Source organism: Paenibacillus sp. FSL H8-0079, assembly GCF_037991315.1.
GTDB lineage: Bacteria > Bacillota > Bacilli > Paenibacillales > Paenibacillaceae > Paenibacillus.
Genome location: NZ_CP150300.1, coordinates 5,170,649 through 5,192,481, shown reverse-complemented (window position 1 = coordinate 5,192,481; position 21,833 = coordinate 5,170,649). Strand labels below are relative to the sequence as shown.

The following is a 21,833-nucleotide window of genomic DNA, read 5'->3' as shown; positions in this document are numbered from 1 at the left end:
AAGAGGGAACATATGGAGTCGCCTCAATATATGATGCGCGACATCCCCCAGGAAGAACGCCCGAGAGAACGCATGATGGAATACGGGGCGGGCGCCTTAAGCCATGCTGAATTGCTGGCGATTTTACTTCGAACAGGCACAAGACAGGAATCCGCGGTGCATATGGCACAGCGGATTCTGGCCGAAGCGGGTGGCATTCGCTCGTTGGTGGATCTGAGTCTGGAAGAATTGACTGCAATGAAGGGGATCGGTAATGCCAAGGCTGTGCAATTGAAAGCCGGCATTGAGCTGGGGCATCGAATTGCCAAGAGCAGACTCATACAGTCGACTTCAATTCGTACACCGCGTGATGCAGCCGATATCCTAATGGAACAAATGCGTTACTTGCAGAAAGAGCATTTTGTGTGTCTCTTTCTAAATAGCAAAAATCATATTATTGCCCAGGAAACACTCTCCATGGGTAGCCTTAACGCTTCGATTGTACATCCGCGTGAAGTGTTCAGGGCTGCCATCAAATGCAGCAGCGCATCAATTGTGTGCGCACACAACCATCCCAGTGGTGATCCTACGCCGAGTCCGGAGGATATCCAAATAACCAAGCGATTGATTGAAGCAGGTGCTATTGTTGGCATTGACGTGCTTGATCATATTATTATCGGAGATGGAACGTACGTAAGTTTGAAGGAGAAGGGCTTAGTATAATATAATGGTTGGCGTTGATGTTTTCCTATGAATGTTAACGGCGTTGTCCGTAAAAGATAGGTTCACTTTACAAATGCAAAAAAACAAATGCGAATATTAGCTCCACGGGTTGCGTGGGAATGAAATTGTTACGCTCTGGATCAGAATAGGGCGGCTATATGAGGCAGAAAAGGAGATTATGTTATGTTTGGTGGTTTTACGAAAGATTTGGGTATTGACTTGGGGACAGCAAATACGTTGGTTTATGTACGAGGAAAAGGAATTGTGGTGCGCGAACCTTCGGTTGTCGCTATACGGACAGATACAAAAACTATCGAGGCAGTGGGTGAAGCCGCCAAAAAAATGATTGGACGTACACCAGGTAACATCCGTGCCATTCGTCCAATGAAAGATGGCGTTATTGCCGATTTCGATACAACGGCAACGATGATCAAATATTTCATTCGTGAGGCTCAGAAACAACGCTCCATGTTCCAGCGTCATCCGAACGTGATGGTATGTGTACCATCCGGGATCACGGCAGTAGAACAACGCGCGGTTGAAGATGCAACCAAACAGGCTGGAGCACGTGAAGCCTACACGATTGAAGAGCCTTTTGCAGCTGCCATTGGTGCAGATCTGCCTGTATGGGAACCAACGGGTAGTATGGTTGTTGATATTGGTGGTGGTACAACAGAAGTGGCTGTCATCTCACTTGGCGGTATTGTTACGAGCCGTTCGGTTCGTGTAGCGGGTGACGAGATGGATGAATCCGTTATCCAGTACATCAAACGCCAATACAATCTGATGATCGGTGAGCGTACATCAGAGCAATTGAAGATGGATATCGGATCAGCAATGCCACTAGAGCAAGTAGAAACGATGGAAATTCGTGGACGTGACCTCGTTACAGGTCTGCCGAAGACGATTACGATTACTTCGGACGAGATCAGCGAAGCGTTGGCTGATACGGTGAATGCGATTGTTGAAGCGGTAAAAGTAACACTGGAAAAATGCCCGCCTGAACTTGCGGCTGATATCATGGACCGCGGTATCGTTCTTACAGGTGGTGGGGCGCTTCTACGCAACCTGGACAAGCTTCTGGCTGGCGAGACAGGAATGCCTGTCATTGTGGCTGAGAACCCGCTGGATTGTGTAGCGATCGGAACAGGTAAAGCGCTAGAGAATATTCATTTGTTCAAAAGCAGAAGCAGTTCGGCAGTTCGTTCCAAACGTTAATTGGTATTTGCCTAACTTGGCATTGCGACTAAGTGGCAAGGTATCGTTATAGAGTACCCGGTTAACCCCGGGGATGAGCTATTACCCGCTTAACAGGGGAGGATCAGCTGATATTCTCGCAGGGACTACAAGTCTGACAGTCTCCCCGCCGGGCATGGCTCGGAAGAGAATAATGGATGTTAGAGGGTGTTCGAACTGTTTAAACTGCTAGGCAACAAAAGACTTTTTGTTTTGCTGGTGGGCCTTGTTACATTTATCGCGTTAATGGGCTTTACGCTCAGTCCGCGAACCACTCTATCCTGGCCGGAGAAATTCCTGAAGGATTCAGTTGGATTTGTACAATACGTATTTTACAAGCCCGCTTCTTATGTAGCGGGCTTTTTCAAAGATGTGGCGAACATGCGTACGGTATATGAAGAGAATGAAGAGCTTCGCATCGCTATGGGGCACTATACCCGAGATCGGCTGAAGTATAATGATATGGAGCAAGTGAATGAGCAACTTCAGAAAGCGCTCAATTTCACAGAGGAACAGAAGAATCGGTATAATTACGGTTCACGAATTGCTCAAGTTATCAGTGCGAATTCGGATCCAAACAGCAGAACCATTAACATTGATATCGGTGAGAATGCGGGAATAAAGCCGGGGATGGCCGTTACCTCGCAGGAAGGGCTGGTCGGCGTGATCAGTCATGTCAGCTCATATACATCAACGGTTAATCTGTTAACGTCCATGGACGCCAATGATCCAACATCCAATGCCATTGCAGCAACGGCAGTAGGTAAGGAAAAAGTGTTTGGTATGATTGAGAGTTATGATCCGAAGACAGGCATGCTCAAGATGACCAAGATTTCAGAGGATTCTGATATCCAAGAGGGCGATGAGATCATCTCCTCCGGAATCATCAATAATTTTCCGAAGTATATGCGGATTGGTGAAGTGGAGAAAGTTGAAGTTGGTGAGTACGGTTTAACAAGGACTGCGATTATCAAACCATACGCTAGCTTCCTTGACTGGAAAGAGCTGATTGTCATTATCCCGCCTGAGGTAAAAGAATAATGGTGACGCGCAAGCAAGTCTTGTTCCTGTTGCTATTCGTTTTGTTCATTGCGGAAGGCACGATTTTGCCGCTGCTCATTCCTTCTGGCTGGCAGATGCGTATTTCTGCCAATCTGGTTTATATCGTAATTTTGTTTATCGCTGTGTATCATCATCGGCACACGGCACTAGTACTCGGTATATTTTTTGGACTATTGCATGACGTCGTATTCTACGGCGAGATGATTGGACCTTACGGATTCTCGATGGGATTATCGGCATACATGATGGGACTCATTTTTCAAGCACCGCGAGCACCACTGCCGGTTATGGTATCAGTTGTCATTTTGGGAAGTCTGCTTAATGACACCATGCTATTCTTCCTGTACAAGCTCTTCCAACTTAACCACGTGACCTTTGACTGGGCGTTGCTTGAATACATGATTCCTAATTTGTTCGTTCATTTTGTGTTTGCCTTGATCATTTATGTCCCGCTTCGGAAACAACTGGAGCGGATCGGCAAGAGACGGAGCAAGACAGAAGAAGCTTCTTAAATACATTTATGGAGCGCAAAGCAGGAACTTGGGGCCCCGGGCACGAAATGTAATGAGATGGGAGGGACAGGCTTATGACGGTAAAATCGAATCACGTAACGATTAAAGGCATCCGAGACGGCCTGGTTTTCCTGTTGGACGATCAATGTGAATTCGAGGAATTGCTCTATGAGCTCCGCTATAAGCTGGAACACAGCCATCAAAATATTTTGACCGGACCGATTGTTCATGTGGATATCAAGTTGGGTGCCCGCGAAGTGACAGAGGACCAGAAAGAAGCAATCCTCGATATATTGAAACAAAAAGGGAATCTGCTTATTCGATCCATCGACTCACCTGCACTCCAACCGGAGGTTAAAGGACCGCCGCCGATTGTGACCATGTGTGGTATGGTGCGTTCAGGTCAGGTGCTTCATCATGAAGGAAATCTCCTGTTTCTTGGGGATATCAATCCGGGGGGCACGGTGACGTGTACCGGAGATATATATGTGTTGGGTTCACTCAGAGGTATGGCTCATGCCGGAATTGGCGGGGACGAAGAAGCTATTATTGCCGCTTCGGTGTTTGCACCGACGCAGCTGCGGATTGCGGATATCATCAGTCGTCCTCCCGATGAATGGGAGAGCCGAGAGACCGGAATGGAATTTGCTTACTTACAGGACAATCAGATGCAGATAGACAAGATGAGCAATATCGTTCGGTTGCGCCGAGATTTTAATGTGTTTAAAGGAGTGTAGCTCATGGGAGAGGCGATCGTGATCACTTCGGGTAAAGGCGGCGTGGGTAAAACAACCACCTCGGCAAACATCGGGACAGCGCTGGCGCTGCTCGGCAAAAAGGTTTGTCTGGTAGATACCGATATCGGCCTTCGTAATTTGGATGTCGTGATGGGACTCGAAAACCGTATTATTTACGATCTGTGCGACGTTGCGGACGGCCGCTGCCGTCTGAATCAGGCTTTGGTCAAAGACAAGCGTTTCGAAGAATTATATATGTTGCCTGCGGCGCAGACGAGAGACAAAAACTCGGTGTCGCCAGAACAGGTGAAGGATATTATCCTTGAATTGAAAAAAGATTTTGAATACGTCATTATTGATTGCCCAGCCGGCATAGAGCAGGGCTTCAAAAATGCGGTAGCAGGAGCAGATCAGGCCATCGTGGTCACTACACCGGAAAATGCTGCAGTACGTGATGCGGATCGTGTCATCGGCCTGTTGGAGAGTTCACACATACAATCACCGAAGCTGGTGGTGAATCGAATTCGCAATAATATGGTTAAATCAGGTGATATGCTGGATATCGATGGTATTTTACAAGTACTTAATATTGACCTGATTGGCATCGTACCTGATGATGAGCTGGTCATCAAAGCGGCCAATTCAGGAGAACCTACGGTCATGAATCCGGATTCACTTGCGGCGATTGCGTATCGCAACATTGCACGACGCATTCTGGGAGATACGGTCCCATTGATGCAGCTGGAGCAGAAAAAGGGCGCTTTTACTCGTTTCAAAAAGTTCTTGGGAATGGGTTAATTCGTTAAACGAAATTATTCATCAACTGACTACATGACAGCCGTGGCTTATAGCCCGGCTTTTTTTGTTACCTGAGGGCAGGCTTGTTCATATTATCAACCGCCTCTTCATAGGATGTAGTAAACAAGCCTCGGCGGGAGGACATTCCATGAACACGAAACTCAGAATCAAGCAGAGAAGAGAAGAACGCATTCGGCGACTGATGGACGGTGCGACTGTTGAAGTTTTACAGGAGCAAAAAGTAGGTTCGCTATTGGACAAGAATGAGATTATACAACGGAAGCCGTTTACAACTGGTGAGGGGACACAGGAAAGAGATCCGGAATGGCTGTGGAAAAAAGAGAATGGTCATTTCGTTCCAGGGGGGCATTCAAGATTCAACCTGTTTAAGTCACTTCTAAGGCGGACGGTCATTAGCGCTTTGATATTTGGCGGAGTATGGGGTCTGTTTCAGTTGGATACATCGTGGACGACATCACCCAAAACAGTAATAGCCGATGCACTCCATCGAGATATGGATTTTGCCTCTGCTGCAGCCTGGTATGAACGGCACTTTGGAGGAACACCTTCGTTTCTTCCGGTTCTCGGACATACGACAGATGCTGTTAATGGTTCCGGCATTCGGCAGTTACTGGGCAAACCCATCTCGGGCACAGTAGTTCAGCCATTTGCGCTGAGTATGAAGGGAATTGAGATCGTTCCTGATGCCGCAGGTGCAGAACGTATACAGGTCGCAAGTTCTGATGCAGGGCGTGTCATGGAGGTTATTGGCGATGCAGCAAGTGGGTTCACGGTTGTCATCCGGCATACAGGCAATGTCACGGCAATATATGGTCGATTGAACGAGAGTGAAGTAATCGTGAACGATTGGGTTGAAGCGGGGAATGCGGTTGGGAGTCTCAAGACTACTGGTGGTGAACAACCGGCCACGCTCTATTTTGCGGTCAAAGAGGGTGAGGATTACGTAGACCCAGCGGAAGTCGTTGCCCTTGATTAGGGTGTGGGGAGTACGTATTACGTTTCATCCGTTTTTTGTGATTATCATGATGGCGTCTCTTCTGACAGGACATTTTATTGAACTCATTACGTTGTTTGCCATCGTATTCATTCATGAATGTGGACATGCTGCGGCTGCTGCCCTTCTTGGCTATCGTGTCTTGTCGATCCAGATGCTTCCTTTTGGAGGAGTAGCGGTAATTGAAGATGGAGGCAACATCACGGCCTTCAGAGAAATCATGATCGCTCTGGCAGGTCCATTGCAAAACATGCTGATGGTTGGCATGGTTTGGCTGCTGCAGTATGGCAATCTGGGCGATCCGGTTTTTCTGAACTACATCATTCAGGGGAATCTGCTCATTGCCCTCTTTAACCTGCTACCCGTACTGCCCCTGGACGGAGGTAAAATTGTTCAAGCGCTTGTCAGTCTGTGGGCACCCTACTATACAACATTAATGTGGACTTACAGAATTAGCATCCTGTGCAGCGCAGGGGTTATTCTATATGCTATCAGCCGGTGGCTTACCGGAGACTACGGTCTACCACTCAACATTCTGTTAATCGGTCTTTTTTTGTTCTATTCCAACCTGACGGATTACCGAAATGTGCCCTATCGCTTTATCCGTTTTCTCATGAATCGGGAGGGTGCTTTCGCTCGGCATGCGGCTACTGGCAGTTTGGCGCAGCCAATAATCTCATTTCCAGCGAAACCTTTGGACACTATTTTGCGTCTATTAAAGAGAGAAAGATACCATATGGTATACGTGATGAACAGACAGGGACGAATTATGGCAGTATTGCCTGAACAACGCATTATCGGTTCCTATTTTCAACAAAATGCCGATAAATTGTAGTGTTCTGGTGGACCTGTTCTGAAATGGGTTAATACATGTACGATGAGAAATGTAAAGATACTGAAATGGATGTGGATGAATTGAATTGTCTTCTAGAGGTGAAGCCATGAAACAAATGATTGTACATAATGAACATAACCTCATGCAAATGGCGCTTCTGGAAGAAGGCAAAGCTGTGGAATTCACGGCAGAACGTACACGCGAGCGTGGACTGCTGGGGTCCTTTTTCAAGGGACGGGTCGTGAATGTGTTACCGGGTATGCAGGCTGCTTTTGTGGATATTGGTCAGAAAAAGAATGCGTTTCTATATGTGGACGATGTGTTGCATCCCCATCTGGAGAAGCAGGCCAAGGTGAAGCCTTCCATCTCGGAGTTGCTTCGTCCGGGTCAGGAAGTCATTGTTCAGGTTCTGAAGGAACCGGTAGGAGGCAAGGGAGCCCGGGTGACGACTCATTATTCACTCCCGGGCCGCTGGCTTGTCTACATGCCTATTGCCGACTATGTGGCGGTATCCAAGAAAATTGCCCGTGAGGGAGATCGTTCCCGCCTCAAGGCACTTGGAGAACAACTGAGACGGGATGAAGAAGGGCTTATTATCCGAACCGTATCTGCAGAAGAACAGCACGAAGCCATTCAAGCAGACTTGGAAACATTACGTGCGCAGTGGTACCTGATTCGTGAAAAAGCGGATAGTTTGCCTTCCCCGAGCCTATTGCATCGGGATCATAGCATGGTACAGCGAATTATCAGAGATGTGTATACGCCAGGCAGTGATGAGGTCATCACCGATAGTGAAGGACAAGCTCGCGAGGTAAAAGCATTGCTGGAAGAGATGAGTCCCGGTCATCAACCCAAAGTACAGGTGTATCGGGGAACAGAGTCCATCTTTGCTGCTTATGGTGTGCAGGAGCAGTTGAACAAGGATTTTGCTCGGAAAGTATGGCTGCCTGGAGGCGGATATATCGTTATTGATCATACCGAAGCTCTGACTGTAGTGGATGTGAACACAGGCAAATATACGGGAGCTGGCGGTGACAGTCTGGAAGAGACCGTGACGGAGACCAACATGCAGGCAGCAGTGGAGATTGCCCGTCTGATGCGCCTGCGGGATATTGGTGGCATGATTATTGTCGACTTCATTGATATGGAGGAAGCTTCGAATCGGCATGAAGTGGCGGCAACCTTGGAGGGCGAGCTTAAAAAGGATCGGACCAAAGCGTTCGTGATGGGCTGGACCAAGCTGGGCTTGCTTGAACTGACACGCAAAAAAGTGCGGGAAGAGAGTACGTTACCCTATGTGGAGCCGTGTTCTTCCTGTCATGGTACGGGAAAAAGATATATTTCACCTTTGCATTGATTTTTGAAATGTTGCGTGATATAATCTTCAAGTATGTGTTTAGCCTAATGGTCTTGCACATGCTGTAACCGCACTGGCCGGGTATAAGAACAGTTCCGCAAGGACACTGTCACCTGAGAACGGGCGAGTCTGAGACATGAGGAGGTGCAAGGCAAATGTACGCAATTATTGAAACAGGCGGCAAACAGTACAAAGTCCAAGAGGGCGATGTTCTGTTCATCGAGAAATTGACTGCGAACGATGGCGAAAGCGTAACGTTCGACCGTGTCCTGGCTGTATCTAACGATCAAGGTTTGACAGCAGGTACACCATTGATTTCCGGAGCTACTGTAACGGCTAAAGTGGAGAAACATGGCAAAGGACAAAAGGTTATCGTATACAAATACAAACCTAAAAAGAACTACCATGTGAAGCAAGGTCACCGTCAACCGTACACTAAAGTAACTATCGAAACAATCAAAGCGTAAAGAAGGTGCGATAAGTGATTATCGTTCAAATCTTTCGTGATGAGGACGGGAACATCGAACGCTTTTCCATCGAAGGGCATGCTAATTTTGCCAAGCGTGGAGAAGACATCGTATGTGCCGGGGTATCCGCTGTTACAGTGGGTACGGTGAACTCGATTGAAACATTGACCGGTGTCGAAATGGATGCCAAGATGAAGAATGGCTTTTTAAGCGGTTCTTTACCTTTGTTAGAGAGAGGGGAAACCTGGTCCCAGGTACAATTGTTACTCGAATCCATGGTGGTTATGCTCTCTAATATTGCAGAGTCATACGGGAAGTATATTAAAATACAGCAATTCAAATAAGCAAAGAAGGAGGACAACCAATCATGTTGAAATTAAATCTTCAGTTATTCGCATCGAAAAAAGGTGTAGGTTCCACGAAGAACGGACGTGACAGTAATGCTCAACGTCTGGGTGTTAAACGTGCTGATGGTCAAACTGTAACTGGTGGTAGCATTCTCGTTCGCCAACGCGGAACGAAAATTCACCCAGGAACTAACGTTGGTATCGGTAAAGATGACACTTTGTTCGCGAAAATCGACGGCGTTGTAAAATTCGAACGTTGGGGACGCGATCGTAAAAAAGTAAGCATCTATCCTGTTAACGTTGCTCCTGTAGCAGCTGCAGTAGAAGCGTAATATCGGCATTCCGCCTAAGGAGCCTTCGGCATTTTTGCCGGAGGTTTTTTGTATTCAACGGTTATTCGATAATGAACTGGCAGAAAAGACATGTTATACTTGGTTACGGTGGGTGTAGACCAACCGAGTTTTGTAGAACGGGGAGAAGCCATGAAATCTTGGAAAAGAGTGCCGTGGATTGCGGCATGTTCACTTCTGATTCCTTTGGTTTTCGTTATGTTGTATCCGGCGATGATCTCAAGCGTCTTGTGCGCATTGTGGTCCGTCGCAGTATTGCTCATTTCTGTGAATGCGATGAAGAAACAGGCGGAGGCGGAACGCAGAGCCATCATACAATCCATGGAAAAGACAGCAATTGCTTCATTAAATCATCATCGACACGACTGGATGAACGACCTTCAGGTGTTATATGGATATCTTCGGCTGGGCAAACTTGATAAATCCTTGCAATGTGTGGAAAGAATAAAAGAGCGGGTTACAGAAGAAAGCCGAATCTCCAGATTAGGTATTCCTTCCCTCGTATTTTATCTTCAGTCTTTTCGCGCCAGTGGAATTGCGCTGGAATTGCATGTGGAAATAGAAGATGAGTTGCAGCTTAGTGCTCTGGTCTCTCCCGAGGATGGCGAGTCACTTACCGGGGCGATTGCGGATGCAATCAGGGCCTATCAATATGGCGGCGGCCGGTCTTCTTGGGGAGAGGTTCGCAAACTGACCTTAAATTTCGGACAGGATCATGGAGATGTGGTTGTCCGACTGGATGGGGATCAAACACCCGATCCGGAAACACTACGGCAGCTTAGTGCCGTACTCAAAGGGAAAAAAGTCAGAACGGAGCAGCTTCCGTCTGAGGATACGTTTATACAATTCAGAATGCCGTGTGGAATATAGGAAGAAGGGGTTAACCAATGTTTGTAGATAAAGCGAAGATTTATGTGAAAGCCGGAGACGGAGGGGACGGAATTATTTCGTTCCGTCGTGAGAAGTATGTACCAAACGGCGGACCTGCCGGGGGCGATGGAGGCAGAGGAGCTGACATCATTTTCCGCGTGGATGAAGGTTTGCGGACGTTGATGGATTTCCGTTACCAGCGTCACTTCAAGGCCCCACGTGGTGAGAAGGGACGTAATAAGAGTCAGCACGGTGCAAACGCTGAGAACATGATTGTGCGCATTCCACCAGGAACTATCATTTTGGATGAAGACAGTGGAGAAGTACTGGCGGACATGACACGTCATGGTCAGCAGGTTGTTATTGCTCGTGGTGGTCGGGGCGGACGGGGTAACATCCGATTTGCCACACCGAACAACCCTGCACCTGAACTTGCCGAGAATGGTGAAGAAGGCCAAGAGCGTTACATCGTATTAGAGCTAAAAGTTATGGCAGATGTTGGTCTTGTTGGTTTCCCGAGTGTCGGGAAATCCACATTGCTTTCTGTCGTTTCGTCAGCCAAGCCAAAGATCGGTGCTTACCATTTCACAACCATTACACCGAATCTGGGTGTAGTCGGTGTAGGAGAAGGCCGAAGCTTCGTGATGGCCGATTTGCCTGGACTGATTGAAGGTGCTCATGAAGGGATCGGACTGGGACATGAGTTCCTGCGTCATGTCGAGCGCACTCGTATTATTGTTCATGTCGTAGATATGTCGGGTTCGGAAGGACGCGATCCTTTTGAAGACTGGCAGAAAATCAATGACGAATTGAAGTTGTACAATCCGCTTCTCGCCGAGAGAACGCAAGTTGTAGCAGCTAACAAGATGGATATGCCAGACTCTGAAGCGAACCTGGAGCAATTTTTACAGCAAGTTCGTGAAGTTCAACCTGATATTGAAGTGATGCCAATTTCATCCTTGACTCGTAAAGGGATTCAAGAACTTCTGTATCGTGCAGCTGATCTGCTAGATCAGGCTCCAGACGAGCGAGTGGTTGAAGAGGTAGCAGATGTATCTGAACGTAAAGTATATAGTCTGGACAAAAAAGAAGACGATGGTTTCAAAATTGTGCGTGAGAATGAAATGTTCGTTGTCGAAAGTGCCAAGATTGACCGCATGATGAAACGGATGCAACTGAACTCGCACGAGGCTATACTGAAACTCGCACGTACACTGCGTTATATGGGTGTAGATGCTGAGTTGCGTAAGCGCGGAGCTGTAGAAGGCACCATCGTGCGCATCGGAGACTTTGAATTCGAATTCGTGGAAGGTAGCAGTTACTACTAAGTAGCCGTCTTCCGTGGAGAGACCAATAGATATATGAACGCAGAGAAGTGGGAAGTTGACCCACAACTCTGCGTTTTTTTGTTTTTCCTGACATGGGAGAGGGATAAGCTTGTATACTGTGAGGAACGTATTTCAAAAAATAGGCGTGTCATGTATTGCCCTTTTGGCGTAGATCCTATATAATGTCCACTATATGAATACATGAGTCTTTGAGGAGAGGACGTTCTGTGAACGAACGCTATTACTTAGTACGGGAAGATATTTTACCAGAGGCTGTGGTGAAGACCATGCAGGTAAAAGAGCTACTGGCTTCCGGTGATGTTAAAACAGTGCATGAGGCGGTTGAGCAGGTCGGATTAAGCCGGAGTGCCTTTTACAAGTACAAAGATGGAATTCATCTGATTAACCAGCTTGAGCGGGAGAGAATTGTAACCATCTCCATTGATCTGGAGCATCAGTCGGGTATCTTGTCTCGTGTGCTTGGACATGTAGCTGGTTATGGGGCCAATGTACTTACAATTAATCAGAGTATCCCGCTTCAGGGAAGAGCCAATGTCGTCATTTCAGTGGAGACGACACATCTTCACGGAGAAATTGGAGAAATGCTGGATCGGATGCAAGATATGCCTGGAGTGAGACGCACACGTATTGTAGGCCAAGGTTAATTAGGCTTTATCATACAGGACTGACGGACAAGAATAGACATTAGGGGGTAGATCGTTAGTGAAACCGGTAAAAGTCGGATTGTTGGGTCTGGGAACTGTCGGAACGGGAGTCGTTCGCATTGTGGAAGGGAATCAGGAGGATCTGAGCAGTCAGGTTGGATCGCCGATTGTCATCGAGAAGATCGCAGTGAAAAATACAGAGAAAGAACGTGTTATTGCTGTAGACCGTGCCAAGCTTACGGAAGATCCTTGGGAAGTCATTCGTCATCCGGATATTGATGTCATCGTTGAAGTCATGGGCGGCATTGATCAGACGAAGGAGTATATTCTTGAAGCGTTGGAACGTGGGAAACACATCGTAACAGCGAACAAGGATCTCATGGCCCTGCATGGTTCGGAGATTTTGGCGAAGGCACAGGAAAAACAATGTGACGTGTTCTATGAGGCGAGTGTTGCGGGAGGTATTCCGATCATTCGTACACTGATTGAAGGTTTCTCTTCCGACCGGATTACCCGCATTATGGGGATTGTGAACGGAACAACGAACTTTATTTTGACCAAAATGAGTCAGGAAGGTGCATCCTATGAAGAAGTGCTGGCTGAAGCACAGGCTTTGGGATACGCCGAATCCGATCCAACCTCCGATGTGGAAGGACTTGACGCAGCTCGCAAAATGGCGATCTTGAGTACGCTCGGTTTCCGTACCAATGTGGAGTTGAAGGATGTAACCGTTAAAGGCATATCCTCCGTGACCCGTGAAGACATTACGTATGCCAGAAGACTCGGGTATGAGATGAAATTACTTGGTATTGCGGACCGTATTGACGATGAGATCACGATTAGCGTACAGCCGACTATGGTTAGACAGAATCATCCGATTGCTTCAGTCAACGGTGTATTCAACGCAGTATATGTACACGGCGAAGCTGTAGGGGAGACGATGTTCTACGGTGCAGGTGCGGGAGAACTCCCAACGGCGACTTCTGTTGTAGCTGATATTGTGGCGGTCACCAAAAACCTTAAGCTTGGCGTAAACGGTCTAAAAGCGATTGTGTCTTATAAGACGAAGCGACTGCAAAGCGACGAGCAGATCGTGTCGAAAAATTTTATTTTACTACACGTAGACGACAAAGCCGGAGTATTGGCACAAATCACACAAATTTTCGCAGAATATGATGTCAGTCTGGCCTCGGTTGTTCAACAGCCGAATGAGCACAACCCGGATGCCGAGATCATTATCGTTACACATAATGCAAGTAAAGCGAGCATGGATAAAGTGTTAAAACATTTTGAATCACTCAGCGTCATTCGCCGCATTAAGAGTGTGTATCGGGTGGAAGGATAAGTTTCCGTATCACTTAGAGCATCTCAATTATTTCAGTTATAACGTACAAGTTAATCATATGCGTAACAAAAGGTCATCATTTTAGATTATTAAAACATAAAGGAGTTTACCCACAATGAGATATCAAGGACTTTTGCAAACGTACAGAGAGCACCTTCCGGTTAATGAAAATACACCCCTGCTTACGCTTCAGGAAGGAAACACACCGTTGATTCATGCAGAGAATCTGTCTGAGGAACTCGGTTTGAACCTCTATTTCAAATACGAAGGCTTGAACCCTACGGGTTCTTTCAAAGACCGCGGCATGGTTATGGCTGTTGCCAAAGCACTGGAAGAGGGCAGTCGCACGATCATGTGTGCATCCACAGGTAATACGTCAGCAGCTGCAGCGGCCTATGCCGCACGTGGTGGTCTCAATTGTATCGTGCTGATCCCGAATAACAACATTGCACTGGGTAAACTGGCCCAAGCCATGATCTATGGAGCTAAAGTGATTGCGATCAATGGTAACTTTGACCGTGCACTGGAGATTGTGCGTGAGATTACAGCCAAACATCCGATCACACTTGTAAACTCCGTGAATCCATTCCGGATTGAAGGACAGAAGACAGCGGCGTTTGAAGTGATTGAACAACTTGGCGAAGCACCGGATGTTCTGGCTATTCCAGTCGGTAATGCGGGTAATATCTCGGCTTATTGGAAAGGTTTCAAAGAATATAAAGAGGCAGGCAAATCCAACACGCTGCCACGCATGGTTGGTTTCGAAGCTGAAGGTGCGATGGCTATTGTCAAAGGCGAACCGATCCTTGAACCTGAAACGGTGGCAACAGCGATTCGAATTGGTAATCCGGCAAGCTGGAAAACAGCAGTAGCTGCAGCTGAGGAATCTGGCGGACAGATTAACTATGTAACTGATGAACAAATCCTGACGGCGTATCGTACACTTGCTTCTCGTGAAGGGATTTTTGCAGAACCTGCTTCTGCCGCTTCCCTTGCCGGTGTATACAAACTGAAGAGTGAAGGGTACTTTAAAGGCGGAGAGACTGTCGTTTGTGTGCTCACTGGTAATGGCCTGAAAGATCCTAATATTGCGATCAAAACAGTAGCGACTGAGCCACTTGTTGTTGAAGATACGGAAGAAGCAGTAATGGCGGCCATTGCACAACTGGAGCAGCAATCTGTATGAGTTTGCGTGAAAAGGTAACCGTAAAAATACCTGCAAGCACAGCCAATCTCGGTCCAGGGTTTGATACCCTGGGCATGGCATTGTCTTTGTATGCCTGGTTGGAAATGAAACCTGCCGAGCAGACGACATTTCATCTTCATGGCAATCATTTGACAGGCCTGCCAACAGATAAATCGAATTTGATATACGAAGTTGCACAGATGGTATTCAATGAAGCTGGGGTGTCTGTACCTGAATTGGAGATTTCCATGTATTCCGATATTCCGCTTACGCGGGGACTCGGGAGCAGTGCATCAGCCATCGTTGGTGCACTGGCGGCAGCGAATGCATTAATTGGCGCTCCTTTATCGGATGCCAAGCTCCTGGATATGGCCACATCCCTTGAGAAGCATCCTGATAATGTGGGAGCATCTCTGTATGGCGGTATTATTACGGCTGCATGGAATGGTCAACAGGTAGATCATATACGTATTGAACCACACCAGGATTTGCAGGCTTTGGTTATTGTACCTGAATTCCAGCTGTCTACTTCAAAAGCAAGGAATGTGATTCCAGAGCAATTTGGCATGTCTGATGTGGTGCATAACATTAGCAGATCCTCACTGCTCGTTGCCGCTTTGGCAAGTGGACGACTGGACATGATTCAGAAGGCGATGTCAGATCGAATTCACCAACCATATCGGGCATCATTGGTGCCAGGCATGGCTGAGATATTGGAACATGCCGTCGATCATGGAGCGTTGGGAGCTGCCCTGAGCGGAGCTGGACCGACCGTGTTGACTTTGGTAGATCGTCATGACACCCGCAAAGCGGAATTGGAACAATATTTGCTGAACACCATGGAGCGGGAGGGCATAACTGCTTCTGCACTGTGGCTCGATCCGGATTTGGACGGTGTAACCTTGCTACCTGATCAAGACGAACGTCCTTTTTTGGACAGAATCAAAGGGGAAGTTAATGCATGAAACGAATTGCAGTATTACCTGAAGGCTCCGTTTCTCATGAAGCGATTGATTTCTTGTTTAACGGTGAACCGTTAGATTTGCTTCACTTCAAGCTGATTTCGGATGTTTTTCGAGCAACGGATAGTGGGAATGCACAATACAGTGTTATTCCGATTGAGAATACCATTGAAGGCTCCGTTAGTCTTCATATGGACTGGCTTGTGAATGAAGTGGATATTCCGATGCAAGCAGAGTGGGTATACCCATCCATCCAGAATGTGATTGGACATGGCTCGGAATTTAAGACAGAGAGTGGCGAGTATGATTTCAGTAGAATTACTAAGATCATGTCCCATCCTGTGGCTATTCCGCAGTGTCAGAATTTTATTCGGCTGCATTCGCCTGGGGCAGACCTTGAAGGTGTGAACAGTACAGCCGAAGCTGTAGAAATTGTGAAAAAGAATCCGGGTAAGGGCTGGGTGGCGATCGGTACAAAGCTTGCTGCTCAGAAGCATGGCCTGGACATTATGGCTGAACGAGTTACAGATCATGACAACAACTATACCCGTTTTGTGCTCATCGGCCATGAACCTGTGAACATTCCGCGTGAACCGGATCATGTAAAAACCAGCTTGCTGGTGACGTTGCCAGAAGATGCACCGGGTGCGTTGCATCAGGTATTGTCGGCTTTTGCCTGGCGGAAGCTGAACCTGACCCGTCTCGAGTCTCGTCCAACGAAGAAACGATTGGGCAGTTACTATTTTTACATTGATGTTGTGGAAACGGTCGATTCGATTTTGCTGACCGCAGCCATGGCCGAGATTGAGGCATTGAATTGTCAGGTGCGTGTTCTTGGTAGCTATCCTTGTTATACATATCCTTCGAGGTAATCGACCTGATGGTGGTTGTGAATGTTAGAAGGTTGTCATAAGTCGGGGTAGAATGAGCGAGTAATCGCTTGTCATTTGGTGTACAATGGACGGGTTAATAACGTTTCGGAGTTTAGGGAATGGATATTTTATGGAGGTGCAGTCATCGGTGGCAGAACAATGGATCTATTTGGATGGTCAGTATGTGACCAAGGAGAACGCAACCGTTTCGGTATATGATCATGGATTTTTGTATGGAGACGGGATTTTCGAAGGTATTCGGATTTATAACGGAAACATTTTCAGATGTAAGGCCCACTTGGATCGTTTGTATGATTCGGCGAAATCCATCAGTTTGAACATCCCGCTGTCCATTGATGAGATGCTGGAAGTCATGGCTGAAACGGTACGCCGCAATGATATGCGTAATGGTTACATTCGTCTTATTGTATCGCGCGGCCCTGGTAATCTGGGCTTGGACCCGTTACGTTGCCCTAAGGCATCTGTGATCATCATCGTGGAACAATTGGCGATCTATCCGGAGGAAGCGTATCTTACTGGATTGAAAGCAGTGTCTGTATCCCAACGCCGGAACATTCCGGACGCATTGAATCCGAAAATTAAATCATTGAACTATCTGAATAACATCCTGGTTAAAATCCAGTCTAACTATTCAGGTGCTGGTGAAGCGATTATGCTGAACTCCCAAGGTTACGTTACTGAGGGTTCAAGTGATAACATCTTCATCATCAAAAATGGTGTAGTGTACACGCCGCCTTGTTATCTCGGAGCACTTGAAGGAATTACACGTCAAGCGATTATCGATCTATGTGGCGAACTGGAGCTTGAATTAAAAGAAGTGCCATTCACCCTGCATGATGTGTATATCGCAGACGAAGTCTTTTTCACCGGGACAGCTGCAGAAGTTATCGCTGCATATGAAGTCGATGGAAGAACAATTGGTACGGGTGTAGCAGGTCCGGTAACGCTGAGACTGCTGGAAGCATTCCGTCAGATTGTTGACAAAGATGGCTATAAAGTGTGGGAATCTTAAGTTTGAGCGAATAGCATAGGGAACAGGAATCCTCCTTGTCCGATAAAATTCAACATACCTGGCGTATGGGGATTTTAGAGACAGGAGGATTTTTTTTGTTTAGTTGATGTCATTAGCCCGGTTTCTGCATAGGATGTAGTAACGGTATGGGCGAATGTACTGCCCAAGTATGACGTCTAGGAGGTTAGTTCCCTGTGAAAATACACATGGTGAAAAAAGGCGACACATTATATCTGCTGTCCCAAAAATACAATGTAGCGCTGGACAAATTGATCGCGGCTAATCCGCAAATCACAAATCCCGACAAGCTGGATATTGGCATGAAGGTCAAAATCCCTGCAGAGCCAGTAACACCGAAACCGGAAGGCGTGCTGCACAGTCACAAGGTTCAGCAAGGAGATTCGTTATGGAAGTTGTCACAAGCCTGGGGAGTTCCTTTAAAAGATATGATCAATGCCAATCCACAGTTGAAAAATCCGAACGCTCTGCTGGTGGGGGAGACTGTTTATATTCCATCCATGCACGCACAAGGAAACATCACATCTAATTCGGGTGCCAGCAACATTGCTGCGCATGAAAAATTGTCGCCTGAAGGTAAGGAATACACAGGAGTCAAAGAACCGGAACCACCGGCGCCAGTTGTACCAACTCCTCCTGCTCCAGTAGCTGAGGTTCCAGTTCCAGTTCCAGTGCCTGCTCCACCACCAGCCAATCCGGTAAAGCCAAATGTGAAACCTGAACTGGAGGCACTGCCACAGTTGCCTGAGCTTCCTGAAGTGAAGCCTGAAAAGGAAACGCACAAAAAAGAAGAGGTTAAACCTGAAGTTCATGTAAAACCTGTAGCAGAATCCAAGAAATACACAATGCCCAATCTTTCGCCTGAAATTATGCCTTTGCCTGTAATGCCTAATACAAAGTCTCCAGTTGAGGTTGCACCAGCGACGAAAAAACCTTGTGGTTGTGGTAATAAGTTACATCATGCGCCAGCGGAGCACCCTTATGTTCAAATCCCCGTTCCTGTACAAGAGGTGTATGGTGTTCAACAAGACATGTACACGGCAGGAGCGAGCAACAATGCACCGTTTCCAGGGATTCCGGAAATTAGTCCTTATAGTGGCAGTGATCTGCCGAACAGTCCGTGGACTGGGGCGGAGCAGAGCCATAATCACAACAACGTTGTGCCGAATTTGTCCCCAGAAATGCAAAACAACTCATTTCCAATATCGCCAGCTGCCCATGTGAATAGTCCATTCCCATCGTATGTCGCACCTAGTCATATGAATCATCAGCCGCCTTTTATATCCCCATATTCGATGCTTCCTTACCCTCCATGCGGATGTGGTTCACATACACATGTGCCTCAGTATACTTATCCTTCACATGGTTATCAGGATCCGGCTTGGAATATGTATGGTCCTTCGTACGGTATGCCGCCTGAAATGTCCACATCAACGATGCCAAACCAGCCTATCGAGTATGCTTATCAAAATCCGTACCCAACCCAAAACATGGTTCCGCCGTCCCCGCTTGGTGCTTTTGGTGAATTGTACCCTCCACAAGGCCAAAGTAAGGGTGGTAAAAAAGGGGGCCGTGACGACGCTAACTTAAGTCAGGTAGCGCTTGAAGAGGTTGGAGCGGATTCGGAGGCGAAGTCCAAGCAAGCCGGGAATAAGCCGGCAGCTGCGAAACGCAGAACAACCAAGGCTCCTCTGAAGAATAAATCCAAGGTGACCGTGTCTGGGAAAACATCCAGAGAAGGAGCGACTACCTCCAACCAACGGAAATCAAACAAAAAGCGTCGTAATCCATGGATACAAAACTAATCTAGAAGTTTGTGATTGTTGAAGAAGTAAAGTGATTGTTATATCAGCGATAAGCCAGCTCTGTAATTGTGAGCTGGCTTATCGTTTGTTTGAGTATAGATTGATTCACGCACGTATAACGAAGATGTGGCTGTTCAGGATTGATGCGGAGCATTTTATTACGAAAGTGTTGTAAACCCTTTCATTAGTATGTTAGAATATTTGTACCCTATGAGCGCACCATTATGATAGGACAAATTAGGGAACGGATACGATAGCTTTAGCTGGTGCAAAACTACTAACAGAAAAGAAATGAAAAAAAACTGTTGCATTAGATTCAGCCGTATGATATATTATTTAAGTCGCCGCTGAAACACACGGCTGACACGGGAAACACAAGAAATAATGAAACAAGTTTGATCTTTGAAAACTGAACAACGAGTGAGTAAACATTCTGCTTGCAGAATGAACGGCGAAAGTTTGAGACAAGCCTTGGCTTAGATCGACTGGAGCACAAATGAGATTTTTAATCTCGTCAGATTCAAAATGAGCTTATCGCTCTTTTCAATACTTTATTGGAGAGTTTGATCCTGGCTCAGGACGAACGCTGGCGGCATGCCTAATACATGCAAGTCGAGCGGACTTGAAGAGAAGCTTGCTTCTCTGATAGTTAGCGGCGGACGGGTGAGTAACACGTAGGCAACCTGCCCTCAAGTTTGGGACAACTACCGGAAACGGTAGCTAATACCGAATAATTGTTTTCTTCGCCTGAAGAGAACTGGAAAGACGGAGCAATCTGTCACTTGGGGATGGGCCTGCGGCGCATTAGCTAGTTGGTGAGGTAACGGCTCACCAAGGCGACGATGCGTAGCCGACCTGAGAGGGTGATCGGCCACACTGGGACTGAGACACGGCCCAGACTCCTACGGGAGGCAGCAGTAGGGAATCTTCCGCAATGGGCGAAAGCCTGACGGAGCAATGCCGCGTGAGTGATGAAGGTTTTCGGATCGTAAAGCTCTGTTGCCAGGGAAGAACGCTTGGGAGAGTAACTGCTCTCAAGGTGACGGTACCTGAGAAGAAAGCCCCGGCTAACTACGTGCCAGCAGCCGCGGTAATACGTAGGGGGCAAGCGTTGTCCGGAATTATTGGGCGTAAAGCGCGCGCAGGCGGTCATTTAAGTCTGGTGTTTAATCCCGGGGCTCAACCCCGGATCGCACTGGAAACTGGGTGACTTGAGTGCAGAAGAGGAGAGTGGAATTCCACGTGTAGCGGTGAAATGCGTAGATATGTGGAGGAACACCAGTGGCGAAGGCGACTCTCTGGGCTGTAACTGACGCTGAGGCGCGAAAGCGTGGGGAGCAAACAGGATTAGATACCCTGGTAGTCCACGCCGTAAACGATGAGTGCTAGGTGTTAGGGGTTTCGATACCCTTGGTGCCGAAGTTAACACATTAAGCACTCCGCCTGGGGAGTACGGTCGCAAGACTGAAACTCAAAGGAATTGACGGGGACCCGCACAAGCAGTGGAGTATGTGGTTTAATTCGAAGCAACGCGAAGAACCTTACCAGGTCTTGACATCCCTCTGATCGATGCAGAGATGTATCTTTCCTTCGGGACAGAGGAGACAGGTGGTGCATGGTTGTCGTCAGCTCGTGTCGTGAGATGTTGGGTTAAGTCCCGCAACGAGCGCAACCCTTATATTTAGTTGCCAGCACTTCGGGTGGGCACTCTAGATAGACTGCCGGTGACAAACCGGAGGAAGGTGGGGATGACGTCAAATCATCATGCCCCTTATGACCTGGGCTACACACGTACTACAATGGCCGGTACAACGGGCTGCGAAATCGCGAGATGGAGCCAATCCCAACAAAGCCGGTCTCAGTTCGGATTGCAGGCTGCAACTCGCCTGCATGAAGTCGGAATTGCTAGTAATCGCGGATCAGCATGCCGCGGTGAATACGTTCCCGGGTCTTGTACACACCGCCCGTCACACCACGAGAGTTTATAACACCCGAAGTCGGTGGGGTAACCGCAAGGAGCCAGCCGCCGAAGGTGGGATAGATGATTGGGGTGAAGTCGTAACAAGGTAGCCGTATCGGAAGGTGCGGCTGGATCACCTCCTTTCTATGGAGAATCGTTTCCTGCAACGGAAACATTCAAATAAGCAGCTTAGCTGCAAAACACTCACTCGTTGTTCGGTTTTGAGAGCTCAAACTCTCAAAACAGCTTGCTTTTGCATGGAGCTTGTTCTTTGAAAACTAGATATCGAAACGAAACAAACGCGAATTAGAACATTCCTTTTTAGCTGAACTTGTGTAAACAAGTTTCAATAAAAACGGTAGTTAAATTGC

Annotated in this window: 21 protein-coding genes, 1 rRNA gene and 1 other annotated feature; all 22 genes read left to right on the top strand. The window is 47.3% G+C overall.

What is annotated here, in order from left to right; genetic code table 11:
• Nucleotides 1–12: 12 nt before the first annotated feature.
• The 22 genes from radC to MHI06_RS23160 all read left to right on the top strand — a co-directional run bounded on the left by radC (nucleotide 13) and on the right by MHI06_RS23160 (nucleotide 21,606).
• A complete protein-coding gene (radC, locus tag MHI06_RS23265) occupies nucleotides 13–702 on the top strand; it encodes a DNA repair protein RadC (RefSeq protein ID WP_169480448.1) in 690 nt (229 codons plus the stop codon).
• 183 nt (nucleotides 703–885) lie between these two features.
• Nucleotides 886–1,920, top strand: a complete 1,035-nt coding sequence (locus tag MHI06_RS23260) for a rod shape-determining protein (protein ID WP_063568116.1) — start codon at nucleotides 886–888, stop codon at nucleotides 1,918–1,920.
• A gap of 186 nt (nucleotides 1,921–2,106) precedes the next feature.
• A complete protein-coding gene (gene mreC, locus MHI06_RS23255) occupies nucleotides 2,107–2,979 on the top strand; it encodes a rod shape-determining protein MreC (protein WP_340399247.1) in 873 nt (290 codons plus the stop codon).
• Nucleotides 2,979–3,512, top strand: a complete 534-nt coding sequence (gene mreD / locus MHI06_RS23250; protein ID WP_062837799.1) for a rod shape-determining protein MreD — start codon at nucleotides 2,979–2,981, stop codon at nucleotides 3,510–3,512. The genes mreC and mreD overlap by 1 nt, the downstream gene beginning before the upstream one ends.
• Before the next feature lie 74 nt (nucleotides 3,513–3,586).
• The gene (gene minC, locus MHI06_RS23245) at nucleotides 3,587–4,249 is read left to right on the top strand and encodes a septum site-determining protein MinC (RefSeq protein ID WP_017692615.1); all 663 of its coding nucleotides are present in this window, start codon (nucleotides 3,587–3,589) and stop codon (nucleotides 4,247–4,249) included.
• A gap of 3 nt (nucleotides 4,250–4,252) precedes the next feature.
• Complete coding sequence (minD, locus tag MHI06_RS23240) at nucleotides 4,253–5,047, top strand: septum site-determining protein MinD (protein ID WP_017692616.1); 795 nt, start codon at nucleotides 4,253–4,255, stop codon at nucleotides 5,045–5,047.
• A 148-nt stretch (nucleotides 5,048–5,195) separates the two neighbouring features.
• Nucleotides 5,196–6,044 (top strand): M23 family metallopeptidase, encoded by an 849-nt coding sequence (locus MHI06_RS23235; protein ID WP_340399246.1) that lies wholly within the window; start codon nucleotides 5,196–5,198, stop codon nucleotides 6,042–6,044.
• Nucleotides 6,037–6,897 (top strand): M50 family metallopeptidase, encoded by an 861-nt coding sequence (locus MHI06_RS23230; protein ID WP_340399245.1) that lies wholly within the window; start codon nucleotides 6,037–6,039, stop codon nucleotides 6,895–6,897. Before MHI06_RS23235 ends, MHI06_RS23230 begins: the two co-directional genes overlap by 8 nt.
• A gap of 106 nt (nucleotides 6,898–7,003) precedes the next feature.
• Nucleotides 7,004–8,254: an Rne/Rng family ribonuclease gene (locus tag MHI06_RS23225; protein ID WP_340399244.1), complete on the top strand. Its 1,251-nt coding sequence runs from the start codon at nucleotides 7,004–7,006 to the stop codon at nucleotides 8,252–8,254.
• Nucleotides 8,255–8,310: 56 nt separating this feature from the next.
• Nucleotides 8,311–8,395 (top strand) — a sequence feature (ribosomal protein L21 leader region).
• A gap of 14 nt (nucleotides 8,396–8,409) precedes the next feature.
• Complete coding sequence (rplU, locus tag MHI06_RS23220) at nucleotides 8,410–8,721, top strand: 50S ribosomal protein L21 (protein WP_017692620.1); 312 nt, start codon at nucleotides 8,410–8,412, stop codon at nucleotides 8,719–8,721.
• 14 nt (nucleotides 8,722–8,735) lie between these two features.
• Nucleotides 8,736–9,065 carry a ribosomal-processing cysteine protease Prp gene (locus MHI06_RS23215; protein ID WP_036605912.1) on the top strand — a complete coding sequence of 110 codons (330 nt, stop codon included), beginning with the start codon at nucleotides 8,736–8,738 and terminating at the stop codon, nucleotides 9,063–9,065.
• A gap of 23 nt (nucleotides 9,066–9,088) precedes the next feature.
• Nucleotides 9,089–9,400 carry a 50S ribosomal protein L27 gene (rpmA, locus tag MHI06_RS23210; protein ID WP_017692622.1) on the top strand — a complete coding sequence of 104 codons (312 nt, stop codon included), beginning with the start codon at nucleotides 9,089–9,091 and terminating at the stop codon, nucleotides 9,398–9,400.
• A 90-nt stretch (nucleotides 9,401–9,490) separates the two neighbouring features.
• Nucleotides 9,491–10,288, top strand: coding sequence for a Spo0B domain-containing protein (locus tag MHI06_RS23205; RefSeq protein ID WP_340399243.1), 798 nt, complete (start codon nucleotides 9,491–9,493; stop codon nucleotides 10,286–10,288).
• 17 nt (nucleotides 10,289–10,305) lie between these two features.
• The gene (gene obgE, locus MHI06_RS23200; RefSeq protein ID WP_169480443.1) at nucleotides 10,306–11,616 is read left to right on the top strand and encodes a GTPase ObgE; all 1,311 of its coding nucleotides are present in this window, start codon (nucleotides 10,306–10,308) and stop codon (nucleotides 11,614–11,616) included.
• Between the two features lie 227 nt (nucleotides 11,617–11,843).
• A complete protein-coding gene (locus MHI06_RS23195; protein ID WP_017692625.1) occupies nucleotides 11,844–12,281 on the top strand; it encodes an ACT domain-containing protein in 438 nt (145 codons plus the stop codon).
• A 58-nt stretch (nucleotides 12,282–12,339) separates the two neighbouring features.
• A complete protein-coding gene (locus MHI06_RS23190) occupies nucleotides 12,340–13,626 on the top strand; it encodes a homoserine dehydrogenase (protein ID WP_340399242.1) in 1,287 nt (428 codons plus the stop codon).
• Between the two features lie 115 nt (nucleotides 13,627–13,741).
• On the top strand, nucleotides 13,742–14,812 hold the full coding sequence (gene thrC / locus MHI06_RS23185) for a threonine synthase (RefSeq protein WP_169480441.1): 1,071 nt from the start codon (nucleotides 13,742–13,744) through the stop codon (nucleotides 14,810–14,812).
• A complete protein-coding gene (gene thrB / locus MHI06_RS23180) occupies nucleotides 14,809–15,777 on the top strand; it encodes a homoserine kinase (RefSeq protein ID WP_169480440.1) in 969 nt (322 codons plus the stop codon). Before thrC ends, thrB begins: the two co-directional genes overlap by 4 nt.
• Nucleotides 15,774–16,646, top strand: coding sequence for a prephenate dehydratase (gene pheA, locus MHI06_RS23175; RefSeq protein WP_169480439.1), 873 nt, complete (start codon nucleotides 15,774–15,776; stop codon nucleotides 16,644–16,646). Before thrB ends, pheA begins: the two co-directional genes overlap by 4 nt.
• Before the next feature lie 148 nt (nucleotides 16,647–16,794).
• Nucleotides 16,795–17,679: a branched-chain-amino-acid transaminase gene (gene ilvE / locus MHI06_RS23170; protein WP_017692630.1), complete on the top strand. Its 885-nt coding sequence runs from the start codon at nucleotides 16,795–16,797 to the stop codon at nucleotides 17,677–17,679.
• A 194-nt stretch (nucleotides 17,680–17,873) separates the two neighbouring features.
• Nucleotides 17,874–19,502: a LysM peptidoglycan-binding domain-containing protein gene (locus tag MHI06_RS23165; protein WP_340399241.1), complete on the top strand. Its 1,629-nt coding sequence runs from the start codon at nucleotides 17,874–17,876 to the stop codon at nucleotides 19,500–19,502.
• A 551-nt stretch (nucleotides 19,503–20,053) separates the two neighbouring features.
• A 16S ribosomal RNA gene (locus MHI06_RS23160) occupies nucleotides 20,054–21,606 on the top strand.
• Nucleotides 21,607–21,833 lie beyond the last annotated feature (227 nt).